The 22,735-nt window shown below is 69.4% G+C and carries 18 protein-coding genes and 2 pseudogenes; 10 read left to right on the top strand and 10 right to left on the bottom strand.

The window, feature by feature from the left end; genetic code table 11:
* Positions 1 to 206 precede the first annotated feature (206 nt).
* A complete protein-coding gene (locus K7C20_RS01975; RefSeq protein WP_246655324.1) occupies positions 207 to 1,526 on the top strand; it encodes a L,D-transpeptidase in 1,320 nt (439 codons plus the stop codon).
* Positions 1,527 to 1,606: 80 nt separating this feature from the next.
* Here K7C20_RS01975 and K7C20_RS01970 read toward each other — a convergent pair whose 3' ends face one another.
* Positions 1,607 to 3,121 carry a DUF4334 domain-containing protein gene (locus K7C20_RS01970; protein ID WP_245171692.1) on the bottom strand — a complete coding sequence of 505 codons (1,515 nt, stop codon included), beginning with the start codon at positions 3,119 to 3,121 and terminating at the stop codon, positions 1,607 to 1,609.
* Positions 3,122 to 3,432: 311 nt separating this feature from the next.
* On the opposite strand from K7C20_RS01970, the gene K7C20_RS01965 reads away from it, so the two are divergent.
* The 3 genes from K7C20_RS01965 (at position 3,433) to K7C20_RS01955 (ending at position 7,226) form a co-directional block, all read left to right on the top strand.
* Positions 3,433 to 4,965: a prenyltransferase/squalene oxidase repeat-containing protein gene (locus tag K7C20_RS01965; protein WP_048828737.1), complete on the top strand. Its 1,533-nt coding sequence runs from the start codon at positions 3,433 to 3,435 to the stop codon at positions 4,963 to 4,965.
* Position 4,966: 1 nt separating this feature from the next.
* Positions 4,967 to 6,379 (top strand): cytochrome P450, encoded by a 1,413-nt coding sequence (locus K7C20_RS01960; RefSeq protein ID WP_245171694.1) that lies wholly within the window; start codon positions 4,967 to 4,969, stop codon positions 6,377 to 6,379.
* A 61-nt stretch (positions 6,380 to 6,440) separates the two neighbouring features.
* Positions 6,441 to 7,226 carry an SDR family NAD(P)-dependent oxidoreductase gene (locus K7C20_RS01955; RefSeq protein WP_342452595.1) on the top strand — a complete coding sequence of 262 codons (786 nt, stop codon included), beginning with the start codon at positions 6,441 to 6,443 and terminating at the stop codon, positions 7,224 to 7,226.
* 84 nt (positions 7,227 to 7,310) lie between these two features.
* Here K7C20_RS01955 and K7C20_RS01950 read toward each other — a convergent pair.
* The 3 genes and pseudogenes from K7C20_RS01950 to K7C20_RS01940 all read right to left on the bottom strand — a co-directional run.
* Positions 7,311 to 7,502: pseudogene (locus K7C20_RS01950) on the bottom strand (2Fe-2S iron-sulfur cluster-binding protein); the annotation flags it as partial.
* A 221-nt stretch (positions 7,503 to 7,723) separates the two neighbouring features.
* Positions 7,724 to 8,254 (bottom strand): DedA family protein, encoded by a 531-nt coding sequence (locus K7C20_RS01945; RefSeq protein ID WP_030076076.1) that lies wholly within the window; start codon positions 8,252 to 8,254, stop codon positions 7,724 to 7,726.
* Positions 8,251 to 8,997, bottom strand: coding sequence for a class I SAM-dependent methyltransferase (locus tag K7C20_RS01940; RefSeq protein ID WP_030076073.1), 747 nt, complete (start codon positions 8,995 to 8,997; stop codon positions 8,251 to 8,253). Before K7C20_RS01940 ends, K7C20_RS01945 begins: the two co-directional genes overlap by 4 nt.
* Positions 8,998 to 9,494: 497 nt before the next feature.
* Between K7C20_RS01940 and K7C20_RS01935 the strand changes: the two genes are divergently transcribed.
* A complete protein-coding gene (locus K7C20_RS01935; protein ID WP_030076072.1) occupies positions 9,495 to 9,785 on the top strand; it encodes a putative quinol monooxygenase in 291 nt (96 codons plus the stop codon).
* Positions 9,786 to 10,331: 546 nt separating this feature from the next.
* On the opposite strand, the gene K7C20_RS01930 is transcribed toward K7C20_RS01935, so the two are convergent.
* Positions 10,332 to 10,766, bottom strand: a complete 435-nt coding sequence (locus K7C20_RS01930; protein ID WP_030076070.1) for a hypothetical protein — start codon at positions 10,764 to 10,766, stop codon at positions 10,332 to 10,334.
* A gap of 692 nt (positions 10,767 to 11,458) precedes the next feature.
* On the opposite strand from K7C20_RS01930, the gene K7C20_RS01925 reads away from it, so the two are divergent.
* Both K7C20_RS01925 and melC2 read left to right on the top strand, forming a co-directional pair.
* Complete coding sequence (locus tag K7C20_RS01925; protein ID WP_030076068.1) at positions 11,459 to 12,007, top strand: tyrosinase family oxidase copper chaperone; 549 nt, start codon at positions 11,459 to 11,461, stop codon at positions 12,005 to 12,007.
* Between the two features lie 41 nt (positions 12,008 to 12,048).
* On the top strand, positions 12,049 to 12,867 hold the full coding sequence (melC2, locus tag K7C20_RS01920) for a tyrosinase MelC2 (protein WP_030076066.1): 819 nt from the start codon (positions 12,049 to 12,051) through the stop codon (positions 12,865 to 12,867).
* Between the two features lie 207 nt (positions 12,868 to 13,074).
* Here melC2 and K7C20_RS38020 read toward each other — a convergent pair.
* A pseudogene (locus tag K7C20_RS38020) lies at positions 13,075 to 13,191 on the bottom strand (IS5/IS1182 family transposase); the annotation flags it as partial.
* Between the two features lie 656 nt (positions 13,192 to 13,847).
* Here K7C20_RS38020 and K7C20_RS01915 point away from each other — a divergent pair.
* On the top strand, positions 13,848 to 14,507 hold the full coding sequence (locus K7C20_RS01915) for a YceI family protein (RefSeq protein ID WP_030076064.1): 660 nt from the start codon (positions 13,848 to 13,850) through the stop codon (positions 14,505 to 14,507).
* A 104-nt stretch (positions 14,508 to 14,611) separates the two neighbouring features.
* On the opposite strand, the gene K7C20_RS01910 is transcribed toward K7C20_RS01915, so the two are convergent.
* Positions 14,612 to 15,748 (bottom strand): FAD-dependent oxidoreductase, encoded by a 1,137-nt coding sequence (locus K7C20_RS01910; protein ID WP_030076063.1) that lies wholly within the window; start codon positions 15,746 to 15,748, stop codon positions 14,612 to 14,614.
* 483 nt (positions 15,749 to 16,231) lie between these two features.
* On the opposite strand from K7C20_RS01910, the gene K7C20_RS01905 reads away from it, so the two are divergent.
* Positions 16,232 to 16,738: a hypothetical protein gene (locus tag K7C20_RS01905; RefSeq protein WP_030076062.1), complete on the top strand. Its 507-nt coding sequence runs from the start codon at positions 16,232 to 16,234 to the stop codon at positions 16,736 to 16,738.
* A gap of 117 nt (positions 16,739 to 16,855) precedes the next feature.
* Here the strand turns inward: K7C20_RS01905 and K7C20_RS01900 are convergent, their stop codons facing one another.
* The 3 genes from K7C20_RS01900 to K7C20_RS01890 form a co-directional block, all read right to left on the bottom strand.
* Positions 16,856 to 17,326 (bottom strand): RNHCP domain-containing protein, encoded by a 471-nt coding sequence (locus K7C20_RS01900; protein ID WP_209444006.1) that lies wholly within the window; start codon positions 17,324 to 17,326, stop codon positions 16,856 to 16,858.
* A 249-nt stretch (positions 17,327 to 17,575) separates the two neighbouring features.
* Complete coding sequence (locus tag K7C20_RS01895) at positions 17,576 to 18,358, bottom strand: response regulator transcription factor (protein WP_209444007.1); 783 nt, start codon at positions 18,356 to 18,358, stop codon at positions 17,576 to 17,578.
* The gene (locus tag K7C20_RS01890) at positions 18,355 to 19,647 is read right to left on the bottom strand and encodes a sensor histidine kinase (RefSeq protein WP_078953496.1); all 1,293 of its coding nucleotides are present in this window, start codon (positions 19,645 to 19,647) and stop codon (positions 18,355 to 18,357) included. The genes K7C20_RS01895 and K7C20_RS01890 overlap by 4 nt, the downstream gene beginning before the upstream one ends.
* 355 nt (positions 19,648 to 20,002) lie before the next feature.
* On the opposite strand from K7C20_RS01890, the gene K7C20_RS01885 reads away from it, so the two are divergent.
* Positions 20,003 to 22,213 carry an MMPL family transporter gene (locus K7C20_RS01885; RefSeq protein ID WP_048828735.1) on the top strand — a complete coding sequence of 737 codons (2,211 nt, stop codon included), beginning with the start codon at positions 20,003 to 20,005 and terminating at the stop codon, positions 22,211 to 22,213.
* Positions 22,214 to 22,735 lie beyond the last annotated feature (522 nt).

Raw genomic sequence — 22,735 nt, 5'->3', positions numbered from 1 at the left:
GCAGATAGGGCCAGGAGTTCCCGTGTGAGGCCGAGCCGGTAGGGAACGAGCGTAAAGAAGATTTCTGAGATCGCCTCTTAGATCTGCGAGGTGAAATTGCCGAGAGCCGCCCTGCGGTGGCGAAGAGATGGGTCGTGAGAGGACCACATCCGTGAACGACTCCGCAGCGGGCTAGGTATGCACATGAAATGACACCACGTCCCTGTCTGGAGCAGCTCGTGATATCGCCGCACACCCCCGCGCCCGATCGGTCCCGCCCCCCGCTCCCACTGCGTCCTGCGGCCGAGCAGCAGGTGCCCGGCGCCCTGCGTCGCACCCGTCGGACGCGCCGCACGCCGGTTGTCGCCGCGCTGCTCGCGGCGGGCGCGCTGGCGCTGTCCGGCTGTGGCGGTTCCTCGGCCGGCGGGAACGACGACGGCAAGAACGGCCGGCCGGGTGCCCACGGACCGGACGCCAAGATCACGGTCTCCTCGAAGGACGGCGCCACCAACGCCAGCATCAACGACACCGGTGTGAAGGTCACCGGCGGCAAGCTGACCGAGGTGAAGCTCACCGAGGCCGACTCGGGCAAGGACGTGGCCGGTGCCATATCGTCCGACGGCACGTCCTGGAAGCCCGGCGTCCAGCTGGAGCGCGGCACCAAGTACAAGATCGTGGCGAAGGGCAAGGACGCCAAGGGCCGGGCCGTCACCGAGAACTCCTCCTTCACGACGGTGTCCTCGGCCGGCAGCTTCATCGGCAGCTACACCCCCGACAACGGCAAGACCGTCGGCGTCGGCATGCCGGTGTCCTTCAACTTCGACAAGGCGATCACCAACAAGAAGGACGTCCAGTCCCACATCACGGTGACCTCCAGCAGCGGCCAGAAGGTCGTCGGCCACTGGTTCGGCACCCAGCGTCTGGACTTCCGTCCCGAGGACTACTGGAAGGCCGGCTCCAAGGTCACCATGAAGATCGACCTGGAGGGGGTGAAGGGCGGCCAGGGCATCACCGGCGTGCAGTCCAAGACGGTCTCCTTCACCATCGGGCGCTCGCAGGTCTCCACGGTCGACATGAACACCCAGCACATGACGGTCAAGCGGGACGGCAAGACCCTCAAGGACGTCCCGATCTCCGGCGGCAGCCCCGAGAACCCCACCTACAACGGCCAGATGGTGATCTCGGAGAAGTTGGAGCAGACCCGGATGGACGGTTCCACGGTCGGCTTCGGCGAGAAGGGGAAAACGTACGACATAGCTGATGTGCCGCATGCCATGCGCCTCTCCAAGTCCGGGACCTTCCTCCACGGCAACTACTGGGCCGACGCGTCCGTGTACGGCAACCGCGGCACGAGCCATGGCTGCGTCGGTCTGCGCGACCACCAGGGCGGCGGGGGCGACACCCCGGGCAAGTGGTTCTTCAACGAGTCGCTGATCGGCGACGTCGTCATCATCAAGAACTCCGACGAGAAGACCGTCAAGCCGGACAACGGCCTCAACGGCTGGAACCTGTCCTGGTCCGACTGGAAGGCGGGCAGCGCGGCCTGACGGAGCACGGTACGCACCGGCGTGGGAGGGGGCTACGTGTGAGGCACACCAGCCCCTCCCCCACTCCGGTCGTCGGCTCGCTATCTGCCGTCGCCAGATGACTGGGGCAGCGACGCGGGTACGCGGGTGAGGTGGAAGAAGAAGTCCGCGGGGGCTTCCTTTTTGTCCATCACGCACAGCAGGACGTTGTCAGTGAGCCGGCGGAAATGATCGATGATGGGCAGCTGGTCATAGACCATCGCTGTGGACTGCTTGCCGCGGTAGATGACCTCATGCAACGTTGCGAGGCCCATCTCCTCGTACGAGAAGACCGTCCCGTCCTCGTCGCGGCACAGCAGCGGCTCCACGTGCTCGGCGTCGACGAACCGCTTGCCGTACCACCGCATCTTCGTCAGCAGCGCGGCGTTCTCGCTGGTGTGCTCGAACCCGCCGCCCTGCCAGGTGCCGATGAGGAGATCGGTGTCGACCGGTTCGAGCTGGTCGAAGAGCTCCGCCAGTTTCGCGTTGTCGTACTGCCCTCCGGACACGATGACGTCCAGAACTTCCTGCTCGATGTTCATGGCCGGGGCCTCTCTCGGCTGGGGGACGAACGGTCTGTGCCGGGTGTGCGCGGCGCTGTCCGGTCCGACCGGCAGGGGTGAGATGGTGGCCTGGCCGGGCCGTACGGGGTCGAAGCGGTGGTACATCCGCGCATGCCAGAGCGCCACCCGCTCCAGTGCCACCGCGGAACCGTACCCGGCAGCGGTGAGCGGAGCCAGAGCCCGCCGGCAGTTTTCCAGCCCTTCCTCGGCGCGCCGGTACACCTCCTGCCCGGTCAGGCCGATGGCGAGTGCGTCGGTCTTCCCCTCGGACTGCTCTCGTTGGTGGCCGCGCAGGTCGTTGAGCAGACGGATGGCGGTCGCGGCCTGGCGCAGCGCGCCGAGCAGCACAGGAAGGCGGCGGGGCAGGCCGGGCTCGTCCATGAGGGCCCACAGGGCGGTGACCTGTTGCTCGACGCCGATGGTCCAGGCACCGTGCCGTAGATAGTCCGCCAGCCGGGGCATGCCGCCGCCTGCGGCCGATGTCCGGGCCGCCTCCCCTTCGCATCGCATGCCGACGAGCGTCTGATGCATGCTTTTCCGCCAGACGGCGGTGAGTTCGGGGCGGCCGTCGCGGTGCAGGTCCCGGGCGATCTCCGCCAGAGCGCGCGCCATGGGCTCGTCGCTGTCGCTGTCGCTGCCGCCGTTGCTGTCGCCGTCGCTGTCGCGCCCCGCGAGGACCCGGTGCCAGGCCCGGACGCGGGTTGCGGTCCCGTTCGGGCCCGCGGAGCCCGCGGAGCCCGGTGAGGCCGGTGCGTCCGGTGCGTCCAGGACATTGTCGATCGCCATCAGCCAGACGGTGAGCCGGGACACCTGGTAGCAGGTCTCCGGCGGCAGCCAGGGGGTGAAGAACGCCGTCTGAAGACACATCAGGGGTACCAGTGCGGTGTCCACGGGCAGCCCGCGCTCTTTGAGCCAGATCTCCAGCCGCGGCATGCTCTGCAATGCGGCGGAGCATGTGTCCGCTATGGAGACGATCTCCCGGGGCGAGTGGCCGTACGGTCGCGAGGTGTCCACACCGTCAGGCTACGTCCAGCGACCGTGCGGGCTCCGGCGCTCCGTAGCTTTTCGGCACACCCCTGGCCCTGGGCCGGCACACACCCGGGCCGGTACGTACCCGGTCCGGTGCGCACGCCCGCAGCCGCGTCGCCTCGCCTGGCCCCGGCGGTCCGGCAGCGCGTCGGGCCGCCATCCACGCCGGTGATCCACACCGGTGCGTCACGCCTACGAAGCGGAACGGAACTCGGGAAGACAGAGGCCAGATGTCAACAGGACCTGCGTTACCGTCGATACCGGACGCGCATGTATCGCCCACGCTCGCCACAGGTGTGAGCCGTGCGCTTGCCCTCGCCACCCGGCACACACTCTCCACCCAGCGGGACAACGGTTCATGGCTGGCCACCCCCGCCCCTCGTATCACTGAGACCGCACTGTGCACGCTGGCCCTGGCACACTCTCCGCACCCCGGCGCCGACCGCGCCGCCGAGCGGGGCAGGGCGTGGCTCGCCAAGGGCGCCGCCCCGCAGAACCACCATCCGGTGGCCCATGCCGTGGAGGCCGCGCTGCTGTCCCTGGCCCGGGACACCGGCGGCCCCATCGACGTGAGTCACCCCTCCTTCGCGGACCGGGCGCTGTCGGCCCGCGCCCGGCTCCTCCAGGCCATCGCCCTGCACACCGGCCGAGCGACCAGCGGCGGCACCGGTTCCGCCGCGCTGCGCACCCAGCTGGCCACCGCGGTCGCGGCCCAGGAGCGGCTCAAGCGCTGGACCCGGGTGGAACTCTGGTCCGCGCACGCACTGGTGGAGACCCACTTCGGCGACCGGACATCCGCCCGGCAAGCCGCCCGTATGGTCGCCGACGAGCAGTCCCCGTCGGGCGACTTCTTCGCCAATCCGGTCACCACCGCTCTCGCGGCGCTCGCGCTCCAGGCCGCCGCCCCCGGCACAGCTGCCGCCCGCCGCTGCGCGGAATACCTGCTCACCAGTCAACTCTCCGACGGAACATGGCGCTTCTCGGCCAGCGACGTCTGGGACACCGCGTTGACCGTGCGTGCCTTCCACGGCGCAGCGGCCTTCGACCGCCACGGACTGCCGGCCGCCGTCGCGTTCCTGGTCGCGGCACAGAACCCGGACGGCGGCTGGCCGTACCGCTCGGGCGTCGAGTCCGACAACGACACCACCGCGGCCGTCCTGACCGCTCTGGACGGCGCAAGCGGCGCGCCCGGCACGACGATCCGGGCCGGGCTCCGTCACCTGGTCGGGCAGCAGACGGCCGACGGCCTCTGGCGGACCTGGCAGTCAGCCGGGGACCCTCCGGTGGACGACGTGGTGGCCCATGTCGTCACCGCACTGGACCGTCACTCCGGCCACCCTCGCGTGCCACTGGCCGCGGCGCGCGGCTGGCTCGGCGAACGCCTCGGCAAACAGGGACGCTGGCACGCCGGGTGGTACCGGGGGCTGCCGTACGCCACCGCCGAGGTTCTTCCCGCCCTCGGCGCGGCGGTACATGCGGGAGGGCACCCTGCCGCCCGGACTCTGGCCGAAACCCGTAATCGCGATGGCGGTTGGCCCGTCGAAGCGGCCGGTCCGAGCACTCCTGCCGCAACGGGACTGGCGCTCGCAGCCCTGGAACGTGGCGGCCTGCTCCACGAGGAACACTGGGCGCCGGCGCTCGGCTACCTTGTGGAGACCCAGCGCGACAACGGCACCTGGCCGGGTGTACCGCTCATGTACGGCCCGCGTCCCCTCCTCACGCACTACCCCACCCACACTCATGCGTTTGCCGTCGGCGGCCTCTTTGCCGGGCAGCGCCGCCTCCACACCACCGCGGGGGTCTGCGCCTCCGCCGACAAGGAGGGCTGACATGCGGCCGGGCTCGAGAAGGATCGGCAGCAGCAGCGCGCGACTGCCCGGCGGACCAGGACGGACCACCGCCGATGCACCCTCCGAAGCCCCCGTCGCCCCCGGCCGTGTGCCGCTGGCCGGCCACGCCCCATTGATCCACCGTGACGCTCTGCGCTTCGTCCGTGAGCTGCGGCACCACGGACCGGTGACGAAGATCTACATCGGCCCCCGGCAGGTACATGTGGTCAACTGCCACGAAATCGTCCGGGAGTTGCTGACCGTACAGGCCCGCGCCTTCGACAAGGGCGCGATGTTCGACGCCCTGCGCGTGCCGCTCGGCGACGGGCTGATCACCGCCGAAGGCGAGCGTCACCTCCGCCACCGCCGGCTGATGCAACCCGTATTCCACCACGCCCGGATCGCCGGCTACGCCCGCATCATGTCCGAACGGTCCCTGGCGGGGGCCGCCCTCTGGGAGCCCGGTACCACTCTCGATCTGGTGCCGGAGATCCACCGCCTGACCCTCGACATCCTGCTGCGTACTCTCTTCGCGGATCCCCAGGACCCTGAACTGCGTACCGCTGTCATGGGCTGGCTGTCCGTCAAGTACCACTCGATGCGCCTTGCCCTCTCCCCGCTGCACGCCTGGGCGGAACGCCTCCCGCTGCTGCCGGGATGGCGGCCGCCGCACGCCGGCCCGCTACGCCGGCTGGTGGCCGTCCAGCACCGGATCATCGAGGCATACCGTGCCGATGGCCGGGACCGCGGCGATCTGCTGTCGATGCTCCTGGCCACGGGCGGCCCGGACGGCGCCCTGACCGACGCCGAAGTGACCGACGAACTGATCACCCTGTTCCTGGCCGGTACCGGCACCGTCAGCGCCTCCTTGGCCTGGGCGCTGCACGAGGTCTCCCGCCGCCCCGAAGTCCAACGACGGATCCACGACGAACTCGACACCGTTCTCGCCGGACGGCCCCCCGGCTTCGAGGACCTTCCCGCACTGGTCTACACACGACAGGTGCTGACCGAAGTGCTGCGGCTGCATCCACCGTCGTGGCTGCTGATGCGCCGCGCGGTGCGGCCGGTCACCCTCGGCGGCGTACGACTCTCCCCGGGCGCCGAGGTGTTCTTCAGCCCGTACGCCCTGCACCTCGATCCGCGACTGTACGAGAACCCGCACGACTTCGATCCTGAGCGCTGGTCGCACGACGCCGCAGCCAAGGCGCCGCGTCACACCTATCTGCCCTTCGGAGCAGGCAGCCGACTGTGCATCGGGGAAGACTTCGCCTGGACGGAACTGACCCTGGCGTTGGCCGCGTTCACCGCCCACCGGCACCTGACACCGGCCGACTCCACCCCCGTGCGGACCCTGGTCGGCACCGTCCTGCGCCCGGCCCGGTTGCCGCTCACGGCATATGCCCGCCCCTCCTGATCCGCGCCACCTCCCACGCCTGCCTTCACCCGCTTGCCCACGCCCTTGCGAGGAGCCGCACATGCCAGCGCACGCACAGAAGCCAGATGACGGACCAGAGGCCGGCCGGCTGCGGGACCGGGTCGCCCTGGTGACCGGTGGCGCCTCCGGGATCGGCGCGTCGTGTGCGCGGCGCCTGGCCGCGGAAGGCGCTGTGGTGGTGGTCGCTGACCTCGACGAGGACGGTGCGACCCGTGTGGCGCGGCAGATCACCGCAGCCAGTGGCACCGCCCTGCCCCGCCGCATCGACGTCACCGACCCGGACAGCGTCACCCACGTGGTCACGGAAGCTGCCGCCCTGCGCGACGGTCTGCGGATCGCGGTCAACAGCGCCGGAATCAACGGCCCCCTCAGCCCACTGGCCGAACTTCCGCCCGCCGACTTCGACACCGTGATGAGGGTGAACCTGTACGGCGTCTTCCACGCGATGCGCTGCCAGCTCCCCGCGATGGCCGACACGGGTGGCGTCATCGTCAACCTCGCCTCCATAGCGGCACATTCGGGCTTCCAGGGGCACGCCGCCTACGCCGCCGCCAAGCAGGGTGTCCTCGCCCTGACCCGGACCGCGGCGCGCGAATACGCCGCCCACGGCATCCGGGTCGTGTCGGTGTCACCAGGCATCGTCGACACCCCTATGGTCACTTCGCTGCCGCCCGGAGCCACCGACGGTCTCCTCACCGCCGTCCCCCTGCGGCGTACCGCGCAGCCGGCCGAAGTCGCCGCACTCATCGCGTTCCTGGTGTCCGACGACGCCTCGTACATGACGGGCAGCGACCATGTCGTCGACGGCGGTTACCTGGCCAAGTAGCCGTGCAAGTGCCGGCCTCGCAGCCGTCCGCGCGCCGCCGACGGTGCCGCCGAACTCTTCGGCCCGGGGGAGCGGTCGGCGGTCTCAGAGGTCCAGCACCAGACGCGGGCCCAGCGCACGCGACACACAGGCGTACATCCGGCCCGCGGGGGCGCCGATGTCGTCGCGGTGCTCAGGCTCGCCCTCCAGGACACCGAGTTCGCAGCTTCCGCAGACGCCCTCGCGGCAGCCGGACGGCAGTGGGTGCCCGGCGTGGGCCAGGGCGTCGGAGCTGCTTGTGTTCGGCATGGCGTGCTCGACGCAGATCCCGTTCCAGGGCGGCGAGCTCGCCCCCGTTGTGCTCCCGGCAGACCGGTCGGGCACCAGTCGGCGCCGGGAAGGTCGACAAGCCCCCCGCGCACCTCTGCCGCACACGCGGAATGACCGCGGCCTGCCTTTTCCGGCACCGGAGTTCGCGCAGGTCGACGTCCGAAGAGCATCAAGGCGGCTCTGGCCCGCTACGGGCTTCCGATTGCTGAGACGTGCTGGATGGAGAGGGCTGCTGTGTAGCCCGCGCCGCTTTCCACGCTCGCCCAGGTGACCGAGGCCAGGGCGCTGTACGGGGCGATATGACGGTACGGCAGGCCGGCGACGCCGGCCACGTGCGGGGCAAGGGTCCGCATCACAGGCACAAAACGGAAGATCAGGAGCGTTTGGCCGGCGCGCTTGTTCATGAGGGTTTCCCCTCGCTGCCACGCTGAGGCAGGAATGCGGCGGCCGAGCTTCCCGGTACGCAGGCGCTTGCCCAGCAGGTGACCGGTTCGATGGCCAAGAGCGTCCCCGATCACGACGGCGCCGGCGGCGACTGCAATGACCCAGAACAGGTTCATGCTGCCAGTACGGGCCAAGGCTCCCGCGGTGAGCATGAGAGCGAGAGTGGGAACGAGGGCACCCACCAGCAAAATGGATTCCGCGATGATTGCCGCGGCCAGCACCGTGTAGGCGGTGGCAGGGGGAATCTGGCCGAGCAGACTGGTGAGGGAATTCATCGCAATATGTCCGGCTGGACAGTCAACGCGCCTGGGGCGGTGACAGCATCCATGGGGCGGCGCAGTTGCCACACCTGCGCGGGTGGCAGATTTCCCCATACGGTCCAGCAGCCGACCGCGTACTGGTTGTGATATTGGTTCAACAGGCCTTTGACGTCGAGTTGACGGCGGGCCTCTGGGCGGGATGTCAGCAAGGTGCGGACCCAGCGACTTCCGCAATAGGAAAAGTAGGTGAGCGTGCCCCCGGGGCGGAGCAGATCCAGGTAGCGACCCATGATTTCCTCAACCTGCCGGGGGGCGAAGTTGGCGAACGGCAGGCCCGAGACGATCACGTCATAGCGGCGGTCAGTGGTGAGCTGCTCGACAAATACGTTATGGACGCGCACTTGCTCCTGCTTTTGGAGCAGGTTCGGGTAGCCACGAACCAGGCGACGCAGGTGCGCGGCAAAGTGGGCGTTGGCTTCCACGATGTCCAGTTGGCTTCCCTGAGACATCCGGGAGACCAGTACTCGTGTGACCGAGCCGGTACCCGCGCCCACTTCCAGGACGTTCGAAACCCGCGGCGCTCGTTCCAGCAACGGGTCGGTCAGCAGGTTGGCCAGCGACTTGCCGCTGGGGGCGATGGAACCGACGGTGCGATGGTTCCGTACCGATTCAACCAAGAAGTCCCATCCCTCTGTCGCACGCCGAGCCCGGCCGCGGCTGTGAGGCGGGGAATCCGGATCGGCTGCCGTGTAGGCCATGGGGGGCTCCTGGAAAGGGGACGGAGGATCAGGCGCCCCCATCCTCGAATGCACAGGTCAGCGCCGTCCTCCCCCACAGGGCCCCAAAGCCGGACAGTCCTGAAGTGCCACCACTGGCCCCGGCGTCATCCTCTGGACGGACGGCCGCCCACCCTGGGACCTAGGCGGTTCGTCTGGATCAGCTGGTCATTGGTCTGGAGGTGCCGTTGGCTGACGCGCAGGGGGTGCCGATCGAGCGGTTGCTTCCTGGCCGGCTGGCTGGCCGGTGGACCGGGCAGGCCGACGCCGGAGCGGCGGGGATGGGGGCTGGTGGCGGGATCACCGCGAGGGGAGCGAGGTGATCGTCACCTGAAAGTTCCAGACCGGAACGCAGTGGGTCAACCTGCCGGGGAACTAGGGAAATTGACGGGGACGTCCGGCCGTGCCGCGCTCCGCCGACCTCGGCTGTAGCCTGCCTTGCCGCTGGCTGGCACGCATGCACGTACCAAGGAGTAGGGATGTTCGACCTCATCGTCATCGCGCACGTTCCCAAGGCCGAAGACATCACTCCGGTCGCTGACGCCCTGGCCCGAATGCGCCCGCTGTGCCTTGCCGAGGACGGCTGCGTCAGTTGGGAGGCGTACCACTCGCACGAGGATCCGGCCCGGTTCGTCCTGGTCGAGCGCTGGGCGACTCGGGGGCACTGGGAGGCCCACGATGCTGGCGAAGCCATCCAGAAGATCTATGTGCCCGAGATCATGCCGCGCATCGAGCGTGAGGTGCACCCGAGCGCTCTGGTACGGCTCTGAAGCCAGGGTCTGCCCTGAGTCGTGATCAAAATGTGGGACGTCTCTTCCGGTGATCGTTTGCTGGCTGGTAGAAGCCTGGTACAGCGCGTACGGAACTCACGGATACCGAGTGGGAGTTGATCGAGCAGCTCCTGTCGATAGGCAGGTCCGGCCCGTGGCCCGTATCCGGAGCACCACGAGATCGAAACCGCCCGCCACCAGTACGACGCACGCCGGCAGATCGACTCCGACACCTTGTACCGGCAGGAAACGGACTGAATACCCGCCTGGGCCGACGCCGCCCACTCAGCCGCTGATCAGCGTCCCCACGCAACCTTCTACCGCCTCGCGCCGCCGGCCGCACCGCTCAGAGGGCTCCGACGACGCCGACCTCTCCAGCAGCCAGTCGCCCCCGCCGAGTCGCCGCGTCCCACCCGAACGGTCACCCTCGAAACAGCAGGTCCCCGGAACCACGTTCCGGGGACCTGCTGCGCATACGTCCGCGCGACCGGAGCGAGGGCGTATGCGGAGCCCACAGCGACGCTGGGCGATACGCCATAGGCGAGGTCAGAATGTCCAGGTGGTGTACCACGTCGCCTGACTGGTGGGATGGGTCAGGTCGGTGCTGGCTCCGCTGAGGCGGCCGTCGGAGCCGCGAGAGCCGATGTAACGGCCCCTTGCGCCGTCGCTCCAGGCGATGACGAAGTAGATGGAGCTACCGTCCACGAACCCCTGCTCGATGGTGCCCGTCGTCGAACTTCCCGTCCTGGCTATGCCGGTGAGGTTCCCCTGGGTGTCCTGAGTCACGGAGAGCGTCGCGTTGGCCGAGTTGCTCTGGTAGACGGTCCAGATACCCCCCACGTTGAAGTCGGCGGCCGCCGCCCTGGCAAGCGGTGCCACGGAGGGCCGGTGCGCCGCCGCGGCCTGGGCGGCAGGGGCGAGGGTGATGCCACCCAGGGCGACGGCGAGCGCCACGGCAGCCGTGGCGAGTCTGGCACGCATGAGGATTCCTTCCCATAAACGGGTATTTATGCGGCATGGGTGCTACTGCGAGCCATGAGCCTCGCAGTAGCGGCTGTTCCCGGACAGGCGAGAACCGGTCATTGCGGCGCGGACGGCAGCGTCCGGCGGCGAGCGGCGAGCGGCGGGCGGCGGGCGGAGCCGGGCAGTTTCAGAAGGGGCAGTTCGAGGTCCCGGCCGAGGGTTGCGGCACGAACCAGAGAGCGACGACCGGTCGAAGGGACGGGTCGCAGGGGCGGGTTGGAGTGGACGGGGTGGTGCGGGCCGGCGCCGGGCATTCACTCACCTCACCCGCACGCGCGACGCGACGGCCCGAGCCGCAAACACCTCGCACCTCAAGCCCCTTGCATTCACGCCGAGTTCCGGCCGTGGGGCGTCTCATGGTTTCCGCCGTCGGAGGAAAGAATCTGCGGCTGAGGGCGCTCCGCATCGCGGAATATCCGGTTCCGCGCACAGGCGCGGCGGGACGCGAGCACGATCACCGCCGTTGAACTCTGCACCTTCACCCGGGTGTTGTCTCGTTCGTTGCCTGATCCACCGGTGGAACTTGATGATCCGCTCGTCCCTGCCAGCATGTGGCGGCGCGGGCCGACCTTCGGCGCGCCGGCTCGAAGAACCCCTCTTGTGCGGTTCTGACGCGGAGGGGGGAGCCGAGACGAACAGAGGAGTGGAACATGTCGCGTCCCACCCGACGCCAAGTGCTGAACGGCAGCGCCGCGGCCCTGGCCGGAGCGGTGCTCGCCGCACCGGTCGCCTTGGCCGACAGCGCTGCCGCCCGTCCAGCCGCCGGCCACGGACACTCGGAAGGCCACAAGGCCCCTGGGGGGCACGAGATGCCGGAGCCCTTCGACGAGGTCTACCAGGGCCGCCATATCGAAGGCTGGCCGGCGGACGAGGAAGCGCCGGAGAACGGAAGCCGCGCACGCAGCGGAGGCCCTGCAAGCCATGGAACCCGTGCAAGCCGCGGAAGCCGTGCAAGCCAAGGAAGTCGCTCAAGCCACCGAGGCCGGGCACATCCCCAGAGTGGGCAGGCCGGACCTCACGACGGCATGGACTTCGTCGTCCGCATCGACAACGACGACCTCCATGTGATGCGGAACGCGGACGGCACCTGGATCAGCCTGGTGAACCACTACGAGACGTTCACCACGCCACGCGCCTTGGCGCGCGCCGCCGTTCGTGAACTCCAGGGCGCTGATCTGGTCCCCGTCGTCACCGGCTGAGGCCTGGCCCCTGACCGTCCCCCCACCGAGGAGTCCTCGACATGGCAGTCCGGAAGAACCAGGCGGACCTCACCGCCACCGAGAAGCGGAACTTCGTCGACGCGGTGCTGGAGCTCAAGCGCAGCGGCCGCTACGACGAGTTCATCAGCACCCACAACGCCTTCATCATCGGTGACACCGACAATGGAGAGCGGACCGGCCACCGGTCCCCGTCGTTCCTCCCCTGGCACCGCAGGTTCCTGCTCCAGTTCGAAGAAGCCCTGCAAAGCATCACCCCGTCGGTCACGTTGCCCTACTGGGACTGGACCGTCGACCGCTCACCCCGCAGCTCCCTGTGGGCCGACGACTTCCTCGGCGGCGACGGGCGCAGCGGTGACGGCCGGGTGCCTTCGGGACCGTTCGCCTTCGGCAACGGGAAGTGGCCGATGAACATACGCGTCGACGGCCGGACGTTCCTGCGTCGCTCACTCGGTGCCGGGGTCCGTGAACTGCCGACCCGGGCCGAGGTCGACCGGGTGCTCGCCATGACCGTCTACGACGCCGCCCCCTGGAACAGCTCCTCCGACGGCTTCCGCAACAACGTCGAGGGCTGGCGCGGACCGAATCTGCACAACCGGGTGCACGTCTGGGTCGGTGGGCAGATGACCACGGGTGCCTCGCCCAACGATCCCGTCTTCTGGCTGCACCACTGTTTCATCGACAAGCTCTGGGCCGAATGGCAGCGCCTGCACCCCAAGTCGGGGTATCTCCCCACCGGCAGCACTCCTGACGTCGTCGACCTCCACGACACGATGAAGCCATGGAACGACGTCACACCGGCGGACCTGCTGGACCACACCAAGTTCTACACTTATGCATGACAGGGGCATGACATTCCGGCCGACGTCAGGGTCACCTACGTCCGGGCCCGCGGCCTTCCGTTGCGGTGGGGAACGCGCAAGCGGGCGTCACGTCCGTGAAAGCGGGTGCGTCGCCGGCCGGCCCGGCGGGTCAGAACGAACGCGAGGGTTCGGCAGCGGGCATCTGTAGCGGGCATCTGTAGCGGGCATCTGTAGCGGGTGTCTGTAGCGGGCGTCTGCAGCGAGGCGGATCTTCGTGGTCAGCCCGCCGCGGGACCGGCCGGTCGCGTGGTCGGCCGGTCTCCGGCCGGCGCCCCATGTTGCGGGCCCCGGCCGCGTGCTGGTGAACCCGCACGTTCGTGGGCCCCACTGACACCGCCCAGGCCAGCTCCTCGTCGGCGTCGGCCTGAGCCATCAGCGCGAGCTGTTGGTCGGCGGGTAGGCCAGTTCCACGCTGCTCGCTGTGGCCGTCGCCGACCGGGGCGTTGTGGCGGGGCTGGCGAACTCCTCGCGTTCTCGCGTATCGACGGCAGTCAGCAGTCAGCAGTCAGCAGTCAGCAGTCAGCAGAGAGCAGAGAGCAGAGAGCAGACGGCAGACGGTGTCGAGGGCTTTGGTGGCGGCCTGCTCGGTCAGACTTCGCCGGCGGGGCCGGATCATGGCGCTTCTCCCGCTCGATGGTTACTGCCGCTGGCGCGACGATGTCGGAGCAACTGGGCATAGGGCGTCACCGAGGGCAGCGGACGCGGCCCGCGGCCGGAGCGGGCCCCGCGAGAATCGAGCGGCGCTGGGAGGACATCCTGCGGGCCATGGACGGTCGTCGTCATGGACGGTCGTCATGGGTTGTCCGTCAGTGCATTCCTAGCATTCCTCTTCGTGTCGATCCTGTGCATCTTTGCAGTCGGGGGTATGGAATCCGGACGAGGCCGCCCATCTCGCTGTGTAGCGCCTGTCTCTGCCGTGATAGCACGGAGTAATCCGATTCGAGGAAGGCTACGACCGCATGGGTATCTTCAGCCGTCGCCAGAGCGCAACTATCGAGCCGACGCAGGCTGTTGGCCCCCGTACGCCTTTCCCGGAGGCCGACGCCACCGGAGTTGCGCTCGACCCCGCACTTCGTGCGCTGACCGGGCAATGGATCATCGACCGCCCGCACAGTCGCATCGGATTCTCCGTGCGGCACGCGATGGTCACGACGGTGCGGGGTGCTTTCGCCGATTACGACAGCACGCTGTACTTCGACGGGGCCCGGCCCTCTCAGTCCCGGGCCGAACTCGTCATCCGGGTGGCCAGCGTCGACACGGGCGTGGAACAGCGGGACGCACACCTCATCGGCACCGACTTCTTCGACGCCCACCGCTACCCGGAGATGGTGTTCCGCAGCACCTCCACGATCCACGAGGGCGCAGAGAGCTTCCGTATGACAGGGGATCTGACCATCCGCGGAATCACCCGGCCGGTCGAGCTGCAACTCGACTACCTCGGCTCGGTCGTGGACCCGTTCGGCTATGAGCGGGCCGGCTTTGACGGCACCACCACCATCGACCGCACCGATTGGGGCTTGGTCTACAACCAACGCCTGGAAGCGGGCGGCGCCATGGTGAGCGAGAAAGTCCGGCTCCAGTTCGATATCTCCGCGATCCGGTCCGTACCCCCGGCGTAGTTGCCCGGGAGGCCCCCTGCGTTCCGTACGCCCACAGCCCCGACGAGACGAGCCGCGTGCCGTCACACGGAACTGGTCTGACGTGCAACCCGCTCACGGCTGCCTTATGGGGACTGCTCGTGCCGGGTGAACGCGGTGATCAGGTCGTGGGCTGTGTGGTTGTCGGCATCGGCTCCGTGGGCCTCGGCGCCTTCAAAGGTGGCAGTCTCGGCGCTGCGGGGGAACATGGCCTGCTCGTATTCGGTGAGCGCGGCTTCGATGTCGTCGGGGTGCGCGGCGAGGGCCTTGCCGAGTTCGGCGCCGTCGAGCATGGCCAGGTTGGCGCCTTCGCCGTTCGGGGCCGAGAGGTGGGCGGCGTCGCCGAGGAGGGTCACCCCAGGCACCCGGTCCCACCGGTGCCCGGTCGGCAGAGCGTAGAGGGGGCGCAGGGTCGGCGCGGTGTCGCTGTCGGTGATCAGCGCGGTGAGCTCCGGCGCCCAGCCGTCGAATTCCTGCGCGATCCGCGCGCTGGCCACGGCGGCATCGGCGAAATCGATGGCGGCGAACCAGTCCTGCGGCTCGGACAACCCCACGTAGGCGTGCAGAGTGTCACCCCTTTCCCGGTGAGCGAACATCTCCCTGCCCGGCGTGAGCGCGATCATCGACCCGCCGCCGACCGTTTTTGCGGCGGCCGGGTGCCGGGTGTCGGCGTCGAACAGGTAGGTCTCGACGACCGACTTGCCGACGTACTCGGGTGTGGCGGTGGAGAGCAGCGGCCGGGCCCGTGACCACGCGCCGTCCGCGCCGACCAGCAGGCTGGTGACGACGGTGCTGCCGTCGGCGAACGTCACCTGGTGGCGGCCCTCGCCGAGGGTACGGGTGCTGCTGACCTTGTGCCCCCACCGGACGGCGCCGGCCGGGAGCGAGTCGAGCAGGATCTGTCGCAGCTCGCCGCGCTGCACCTCCGGGCGTCCACCTGTGCCGTCGTCGGCTTGGTCGAACAGGACGGTTCCGTCCGGGTCGAGGACTCGCATTGCCTGGCGGCCCTCCAGGATGAGGCCGCGGAACTCGTCCATCAAGTCAGCTGATTCGAGGGCGAGTTGGCCGTTGTAGTCGTGGATGTCGAGCATCCCGCCCTGCGGACGCGCAGTCGGGGAGGGCTCCGCCTCGTAGACCGTGGCCGGTATTCCGTGGACGTGCAGGACGCGGGCGAGCGTGAGGCCGCCGAGCCCGGCGCCGATGATCGTGACGTAGGTGGTCATGGGGCTTTCTTCCTGAGCGTGGACCGCTGGGCGGACACCCGGCCGGTCGCGCCGGGAGCGCCGTTCCAGTAGGTCGGGACGATGCGATGCTGGTGGCCGGTGCCGTTGATGACCGGCGCCAACCGGCTCCAATGTCCCGGCAGCCATCGACAGACCACCGATAGCCCACCGACCACCGCCGATAACCACCCGACACCGCCCCGACACCTGCTGGATCCCGACCGTGCGGCCGGCGGTGGTGGGCATGCCGAGGTCGTTGAGGAGGGCCGCAGAGACGTCGGGGTGGAGCGATTGCCCTGCTCGGCGGCCCGGGGGCAGCCAGCGGGAGGCATGGTTGGTCGCCGTGTTCGTGTTGTCCCGACTCGCCACATGCACCGCAACAGAGCGTTTTGTCGTGACAGAGGTGCTTGAGAAGCGGGCGGCCGGTTGCGGCACCTGGGACTTCGTCGTGCTGAGGTGGGGCAGCGCTGACAAGATGAGTCAATGTTCGACTTCGGCATCGACGGATATCAGCCGGTGTGGTTGCACGGCCGCAGAGAAGTGGTGCGGGAGCACGGGCAGCGCCTGCGTGGTCTTGCCGGCCGGACTCTGACAAGTGTCTGGATGGTCTGGGACCTGGAGCATGACGAGTGGTTCTGTGACTGTCCCGTGCTGTTCGACTTCAATGGCGAGCAGCTTGAGGTCAACCATCACAAGTTCGACGATCTTTCCCTTACGTGGAACACGATCGACGTCGATCGTCCGGTCCGGTGGTCCGGCTTCGACCTGCAATGGCGTCCTGATCCTCTTCCTGAGTTGGATGCTCTGCGGGGTCGGTCCCTCAAGGGAGTCGAACTGCTCGAGTGGACCGGCAGGGATGTGGCTCAGGGGAATGTTGATGTCAGCTTCGACTTCGAGGTGAACCGGGCCACCGTCTTCAATGCTCTCGATGAGAACGGGCTGAGCTTCGGTCCCCCTGGCCCACGTCAGCGGGCCTTCGCGCTCGGCTGACGCACGTGGAGTTCAGGCACCCCGATCAGGTCGGGGTGCTTTCGGTCCCAGAACTGAGTGCTGATCCAGCGGGGTATATGGAAGCGGCTCCCGCTGTGAGCGGGAGCCGCCGGGGCGTCAGAGGAGTGTCCGGCGCCGGTTTGTGTGTCCGGCTTCGTGCCGGCCGATGGCCTGGTGCATCACTGCGATGACGGTGTCGAGGTCGTCGCCTTGGTGCGGGTCGTCGGCCATGGGGTTGCGGCCGCGGGTGCCGCAACCGGTGCATTGGTGGACGATCATGTAGCCCTTGGCGGAGTGCTCGACGGCCACCGGGCGCATCAGCGCACGACAGTCGTTGGCACGGTCTCCGGGCGAGACGTCCACGTGCAGCGAGTGCAGGCAGTGCGGGCAGTGGTTGCGGTAGCTTCCGTTGGTCGGCGCCGCGACTGCCTTCCCGCAGTTTCCGCAGGTGAAGCCGGTGTTTTCGATTGTTCTGCTGATGGTGCTGCTCCTCAGCGAGTCGAAGGGGTCTTCAACTCGGAGGCGCGCAACCGCCCCCGCACCTGGGTGAACCTCAGCGACGGCGGGCGGGCGGCGCGAGAGGCGCACGCGGCGGCTCTGCAACGGATCCTCGAGGAGTTTCGGCGTACGGCGAGCGGGGACGGCACCAACCTCTCCGGACAACACACCTGGGCGGGGTCGTTCGGATCAGCCGCTCGCGGGTGCGGGTGTGCCGTGAACAGCGAGGCATCGCCACCCGCTACGAACAGACCGCGACCATCTACCTGGCCGGACTTCACCTCACGGGCATCTGCCTCTGGATCGCCGGTGATCCCGACGAAGGCCCTGGGTCGTGTTTCAGAACTGGGGTCGGGGTCTCGTCTCGCGCCGTGACGATCTGGGTCTAGGGCGAGGGGGTGTTGTTTCGCTGTGCCCGTGGCCGGGTGGATCCCCGGCTGCCGGGCGGGCAGTGACCAGGCCCGATTCGTAGGCTGCGATGACCGCCTGGGCGCGGTCGCGGACGGCGAGCTTGTCGAAGATGCTGGTGATGTAGTTCTTGACCGTGGAGAGGCTGATGTCCAGGGCGCGGGAGATCTCGGTGTTGTCGAGGCCGGTGGCCATCAGATGCCACACTTCGACCTCGCGGGGGGTGAGTTCACCCAGGCCGGTAGGGGGCGGCGGCGCACCGTGGGGTGCCCGTACGTAGGTGGAGATCAACCGGGTGAGCAGGCGTGGCGCGACGGCGGCCTCGCCGGCGTGGACGGTGCGGATCGCCGCGCCCAGGTCCTCCGGGGAGCTGTCCTTGGGCAGAAACCCGTACGCTCCGGCGCGCAGGGCGCCCACGACGTACTCGTCGAGGTCGAAGGTACTGAGGGCCAGGACCCGGCAGTCGGGCACGGTGGCGGCGAGTTCCCCGGTCGCGCCGACTCCGTCGAGGACGGGCATCCGGATGTCCATCACCACGACGTCGGGGCACAGTTGGCGGGCGAGGGTGACGGCCTGCGCGCCGTTCTCGGCCTCTCCCACCACTTCGAGGGACGGGTCGGGGGAGAGGATCAGCGACAGGCCGCGCCGGACCAGCGGCTGGTCGTCCGCGATGAGCACCCTGATCCTCGGTGGGGTCGGGCCGGTTCCGGTCATCGACGCGCTCCCTCGTGCTGGACGGTGGCCTCGGCCGTCTCGTCCGTGGTCAGTGGTAGCTCGGCCATCACGGCGAACCCCCCGTCGGCCTGCGGGCCGACGGTGAGGGTGCCGCCGTGCAGGGCGACGCGCTCGCGCATGCCGATCAGGCCGTATCCGCCTGAGCCCACCGCCGACGCCCCCTCCTGCGGTGGTGTGCCCCCGCCGTCGTCCCGCACCTCGATGGTGACCCGGTCCTGGTGGTACGTCAGCTGTACGGACGCGCGGGCGTCCCCCGCGTACTTGCGGGTGTTGGTGAGGGCCTCCTGCGCGATCCGGAAGACCGTGAGGCCGACGGTCGGCGGCAGCGGGCGCTGCGGCCCGCGAACGCTGAACTCGGTCGGCACTCCGGCGCGGCGGGACTCGGCGACCAGGCGGTCGAGGTCGTCGATGCCCGGCTGGGGCAGCGACGGCGCGGCCTCCGGTTCGTCGCCGGCCCGCAGTACGTCGAGGAGCTGGCGCATCTCGCGCAGCGCGAGCCGCCCGGAGGACTCCAGGGTGATCAGGGCGTCTTGGACCACCTCCGGTTGGGCGAGGTTGGCCCGGGCTCCGCCGGCCATCAGCTGCATGGTGGTGATGTGGTGGGCCACGATGTCGTGCAACTCCCGTGCGATGCGGCGGCGTTCGTCGGCCACCGCGCGGTCGGCGAGGAGTCTGCGGTTGGCCGCCACCTCCTGCTGCCAGCGGTTGATCGCCAGGGCGGTGCCGACGACGATCAGGGTGGTGAGGGGCGGGGTGATGGCCTCCTGCCAGGGCGGAATCCGGCCGTTGCTCTGGCTCAGCAGCGTCAGCGACACCGTCGCGGTGGCTGCGACCGCCGTCACCCGACCGGGGCAGACCCTGGCGACCGAGTACAGGGCGACCACCAGGACGGCACCGAAGTGGCTGGGCAGCCCCACGGTCAGGGCGGCTGTCGCATCGAGTGCCAGTGCGGCGGCGAGCGCCGCCACCGGGTGGCGGCGCCGGGCCAGCAGCGGCATGGCCGCCACCGCGACGAGGAGGAACCCTGCCACGCTCACGGTGTGCTGCCCGTTGGGGTCGTTGAAGAACGCATAGCTGAGCAGGTTCAGCGCGCAGGCGCCGCCGGTCACGAGTGCGTCGTTACGGGTCCATGGTGGCTCGGCGCTGTCGATGTCCACCAACTCCTGGTCATCGTCAGGCCCGATGTCCACCGGCTCCTGGTCACTGTTGGGCTCGATGTCCACCGACTCCTGGTCACCGTTGGGCCCGATGTGTCGGCTCCTGGGCATGTCTGTCCCCCTGTGTCCGGCCTCCCGGCCCCCGGGACAGGGTTGCACAGCAGCCGCAGCCGCAGCCGCAGCCGCAGCCGCAGCCGCAGCCGCAGTGGTAGCGGTAGCCGTTCGCGGCCAATGGCCCGGGCGCTGACCCGGGTCGGGCCAGGACCAGAGCCAGGTCCAGGTCCAGGTCCAGGTCCAGGACCAGGACCAGGACCAGGGTCCTGGTCGTGGGCCGGGGAGGGCCCCAGGGCCCCGGTCCGGATCATCCGTTGCCACGACGCTCGGCGGCCCCTCGCAGTGATGGTCTGGAGACCGGCCGGGAGCACCCGGCAGACGCCGCATTCAAGTCCGTCCGCCGGAGGACATCGTGATTCGCGCCCTGACCGGATACTCCACCAGACACCCGTGGAAGGTCATCGCCCTCTGGGCGGTCCTGGGTGTCGTACTGAGCGCCCTGGTGCCGACACTGATCGCCCGCGTCACCCAGCACCAGACCGGGGACTTCCTGCCCCGCAGCTACGATTCGGCCGCCGCGCTGCAGATCGCCGAGGAGCAGTTCGGGGTGGACCCCGACGCCACCACGGTGACGGTGCTGGTTGCCCGGTCCGACGGCAGGGCCCTCAGCGCCGCCGACCAGAAGCGGGTCGAGGCCGAGGCGGCGCAGCTGGGCCAACGCCGGGTGATCATGCCCAGGGAGGACGACGGCCCGAAGTTCCTGGTCCCGGACCGCTCCCAGATGCCCCGGATCGCCCCCGCGATGACGGCGCCCGACCGGAGCTTCGAACTGTTCTCCGTCCAACTGACCGGGAATCCCTCGGACAAGGGGGTCCAGGGCGTCTACCGGGCCTTCCGGGACGCTGCCCGGACGCAGTTCTCGGAGGTGGGGATGCGCACCGGTTTCACCGGGGGGCTCGCCGACACCGTCGACACCACCGATGCCCACGAGACCGCCGCGAAGGTCGGGGGCGCCCTCGTCATGGGGTTCATCGTCCTGCTCAACGTGCTGGTGTTCCGAAGTGCGCTGGCGGCCCTGCTGCCGCTGCTCGCGGTCGCCATGATCGGCGGCGTGGCGATGGGCACCGTCGCGGGTGCCGCGATGCTGGCCGGGCGCAAGCTCGACGCGAGCACCCCGAACCTGATCAACGTGGTCCTGCTCGGCATCGGCATCGACTACCTGCTGTTCCTCTTGTTCCGCTTCCGCGAGCAACTGCGCAACCGGCCCGACCAGTCCGCCCGTGAGGCGGCCGAGCAGGTCTCCGGCCGGGTGGGTACCGCGATCACCTCGGCGGCGCTGACCATCGTGGCCGCGTTCGCCACGCTGGGCCTCGCGACCTTCGGGCAGTTCCGCTCGCTGGGCCCCGCGATCGCCGTCGCAGTACTGGTGATGCTGCTCGGCAGCCTCACCCTGTTGCCGGCGCTCCTCGCGGCCGCCGGACGCAAGATGTTCTGGCCCTCCCGAACCCTGCGTCACAAGCCGAGCGAGGGGCGTGCCGCCCGCTTCGGCGCGCTGGTCACGCGACGACCGCTGACGATGCTGACGGCCTCCGTCGCCCTGCTTGCCACGCTGGCCGCCGGGTTGGCCGGCATCCGCATGGACTACGGACGGGACGATTCCGGCGACCAGACGCCCGCCGCGGCCACTGCGGCCGAGATCTCCCGCGCGCTGCCGGCCGGAGTGTCGGACCCGACGAGCGTCTTCGTCACCGCCACGGACGGCGACACCCTCACCACCGCCCGGCTCGACGGCCTTTCCCATGCACTCACCCAGGTCAAGGGCGTGGGCCAGGTGGGGCGGACCATCCTGAACAAGGACCGTCGTGCCGCCCGGCTCGACCTTTACCCGACCGCGGACCCGCAGAGCCAGCAGGCCCGCGACCTGGCCTCCGGACCGATCCGGGACGCGATCGCCCAGCACACGCCCGCCGGGACGACGGCACACGTGGGCGGAACGGCGGCGATCTTCGCCGACATCTCCACCGCCGTCGACCGCGACCTGAAGATCGTGTTCCCGGTCGCAGCCGCGCTGATCGCGCTGATCCTCCTGCTGCTCCTGCGCAGCCTGCTCGCACCGGTGGCCCTGATGCTCTCCGTCGGACTCGGCTTCGCCGCCACCCTCGGCGCCGCCACCCTGCTGTTCCAGCACGGCCTCGGCAAGCCGGGCGTCAACTTCACCCTCCCACTGGTGCTGTTCCTGTTCGTCGTGGCCCTGGGCACCGACTACAACATCCTGATCGCCGACCGAATCCGGGAGGAGATGCAGCGACCAGGCCCGGCCCGCGCCGCCGTTGCCCGCGCGGTACGGCACACGACACCGGCCATTGCGACGGCCGGCCTGGTCCTTGCCGGCTCCTTCGCCACGCTCGCCACGACCCCGGGAAACGAACAAATCGCCTTCGCGATGGCGCTCGGCATCATGCTCTCCGCACTCGTCCTTTCGCTGGTGCTGGTCCCCGCCCTTGCCGCACTCCTCGGCCGGAGCATCTGGTGGCCGTTCCACCCGAGGCCCACCATGGGCGGCCACCCACAACACCAAGCGAACGCACCCGCCCCGGAGCCCGACCAGGTCACGGCATACTGACCGAGCGGCTCAGCCGGCCGGTGAGCACTTCAACTGCCCGGCGCGACCTCGCAGTGATCTGCACGAGCGCGTCCGATCGTCGCCGCCGGCCATTGACGATCGCGGAGCCGCGGCCGGCCGCGTAATTCGATGCATGCCTGGACGGCCGGCTGCCGACCGTTGTCCGACCTGCCGCCCAACCCGCACCTTAGCGGGCCGAGTTGGACACGTCCTCTTCCGCAGACCGGTAGGAAAGTACCGGTCACACGATGCGGAGCGGGCCCGGTCCGGAGGCCGCGGCCGCGGTGATGGGCCGGCCGGTGCGGGAGGCGCCGCGGCACTGCCCGCGTCGCCGCGGGCACGGGGGCGAGCACGCGCTGAAGGTCACGGTCTGCAGCGTGCCCTGAGCCCGCGGACGGATCTGGTGCTATGACGCCCAACTACTCGCGGACTCAGGCCCCTTCGGGGCGAGGGACCGAACAGCGCCCGGACTGTGCGGGCGCGCCCCTGGGCGTCCTGCGCGTCCTGCGCGTCCTGCGCGTC

It is taken from the genome of Streptomyces decoyicus (assembly GCF_019880305.1).
In the GTDB taxonomy this organism is placed as follows: domain Bacteria; phylum Actinomycetota; class Actinomycetes; order Streptomycetales; family Streptomycetaceae; genus Streptomyces; species Streptomyces decoyicus.
This window is presented reverse-complemented; position numbering and strand designations above follow the sequence as displayed.

Coding starts and splice junctions, on each gene's coding strand:
- K7C20_RS01960 (WP_245171694.1), top strand. CDS start 4,967: ATGCGGCCGGGCTCGAGAAGGATCGGCAGCAGCAGCGCGCGACTGCCC.
- K7C20_RS01955 (WP_342452595.1), top strand. CDS start 6,441: ATGCCAGCGCACGCACAGAAGCCAGATGACGGACCAGAGGCCGGCCGG.
- K7C20_RS01945 (WP_030076076.1), bottom strand. CDS start 8,254: ATGAATTCCCTCACCAGTCTGCTCGGCCAGATTCCCCCTGCCACCGCC.
- K7C20_RS01940 (WP_030076073.1), bottom strand. CDS start 8,997: ATGGCCTACACGGCAGCCGATCCGGATTCCCCGCCTCACAGCCGCGGC.
- K7C20_RS01935 (WP_030076072.1), top strand. CDS start 9,495: ATGTTCGACCTCATCGTCATCGCGCACGTTCCCAAGGCCGAAGACATC.
- K7C20_RS01930 (WP_030076070.1), bottom strand. CDS start 10,766: ATGCGTGCCAGACTCGCCACGGCTGCCGTGGCGCTCGCCGTCGCCCTG.
- K7C20_RS01925 (WP_030076068.1), top strand. CDS start 11,459: ATGTCGCGTCCCACCCGACGCCAAGTGCTGAACGGCAGCGCCGCGGCC.
- melC2 (WP_030076066.1), top strand. CDS start 12,049: ATGGCAGTCCGGAAGAACCAGGCGGACCTCACCGCCACCGAGAAGCGG.
- K7C20_RS01915 (WP_030076064.1), top strand. CDS start 13,848: ATGGGTATCTTCAGCCGTCGCCAGAGCGCAACTATCGAGCCGACGCAG.
- K7C20_RS01910 (WP_030076063.1), bottom strand. CDS start 15,748: ATGACCACCTACGTCACGATCATCGGCGCCGGGCTCGGCGGCCTCACG.
- K7C20_RS01905 (WP_030076062.1), top strand. CDS start 16,232: ATGTTCGACTTCGGCATCGACGGATATCAGCCGGTGTGGTTGCACGGC.
- K7C20_RS01895 (WP_209444007.1), bottom strand. CDS start 18,358: ATGACCGGAACCGGCCCGACCCCACCGAGGATCAGGGTGCTCATCGCG.
- K7C20_RS01890 (WP_078953496.1), bottom strand. CDS start 19,647: ATGCCCAGGAGCCGACACATCGGGCCCAACGGTGACCAGGAGTCGGTG.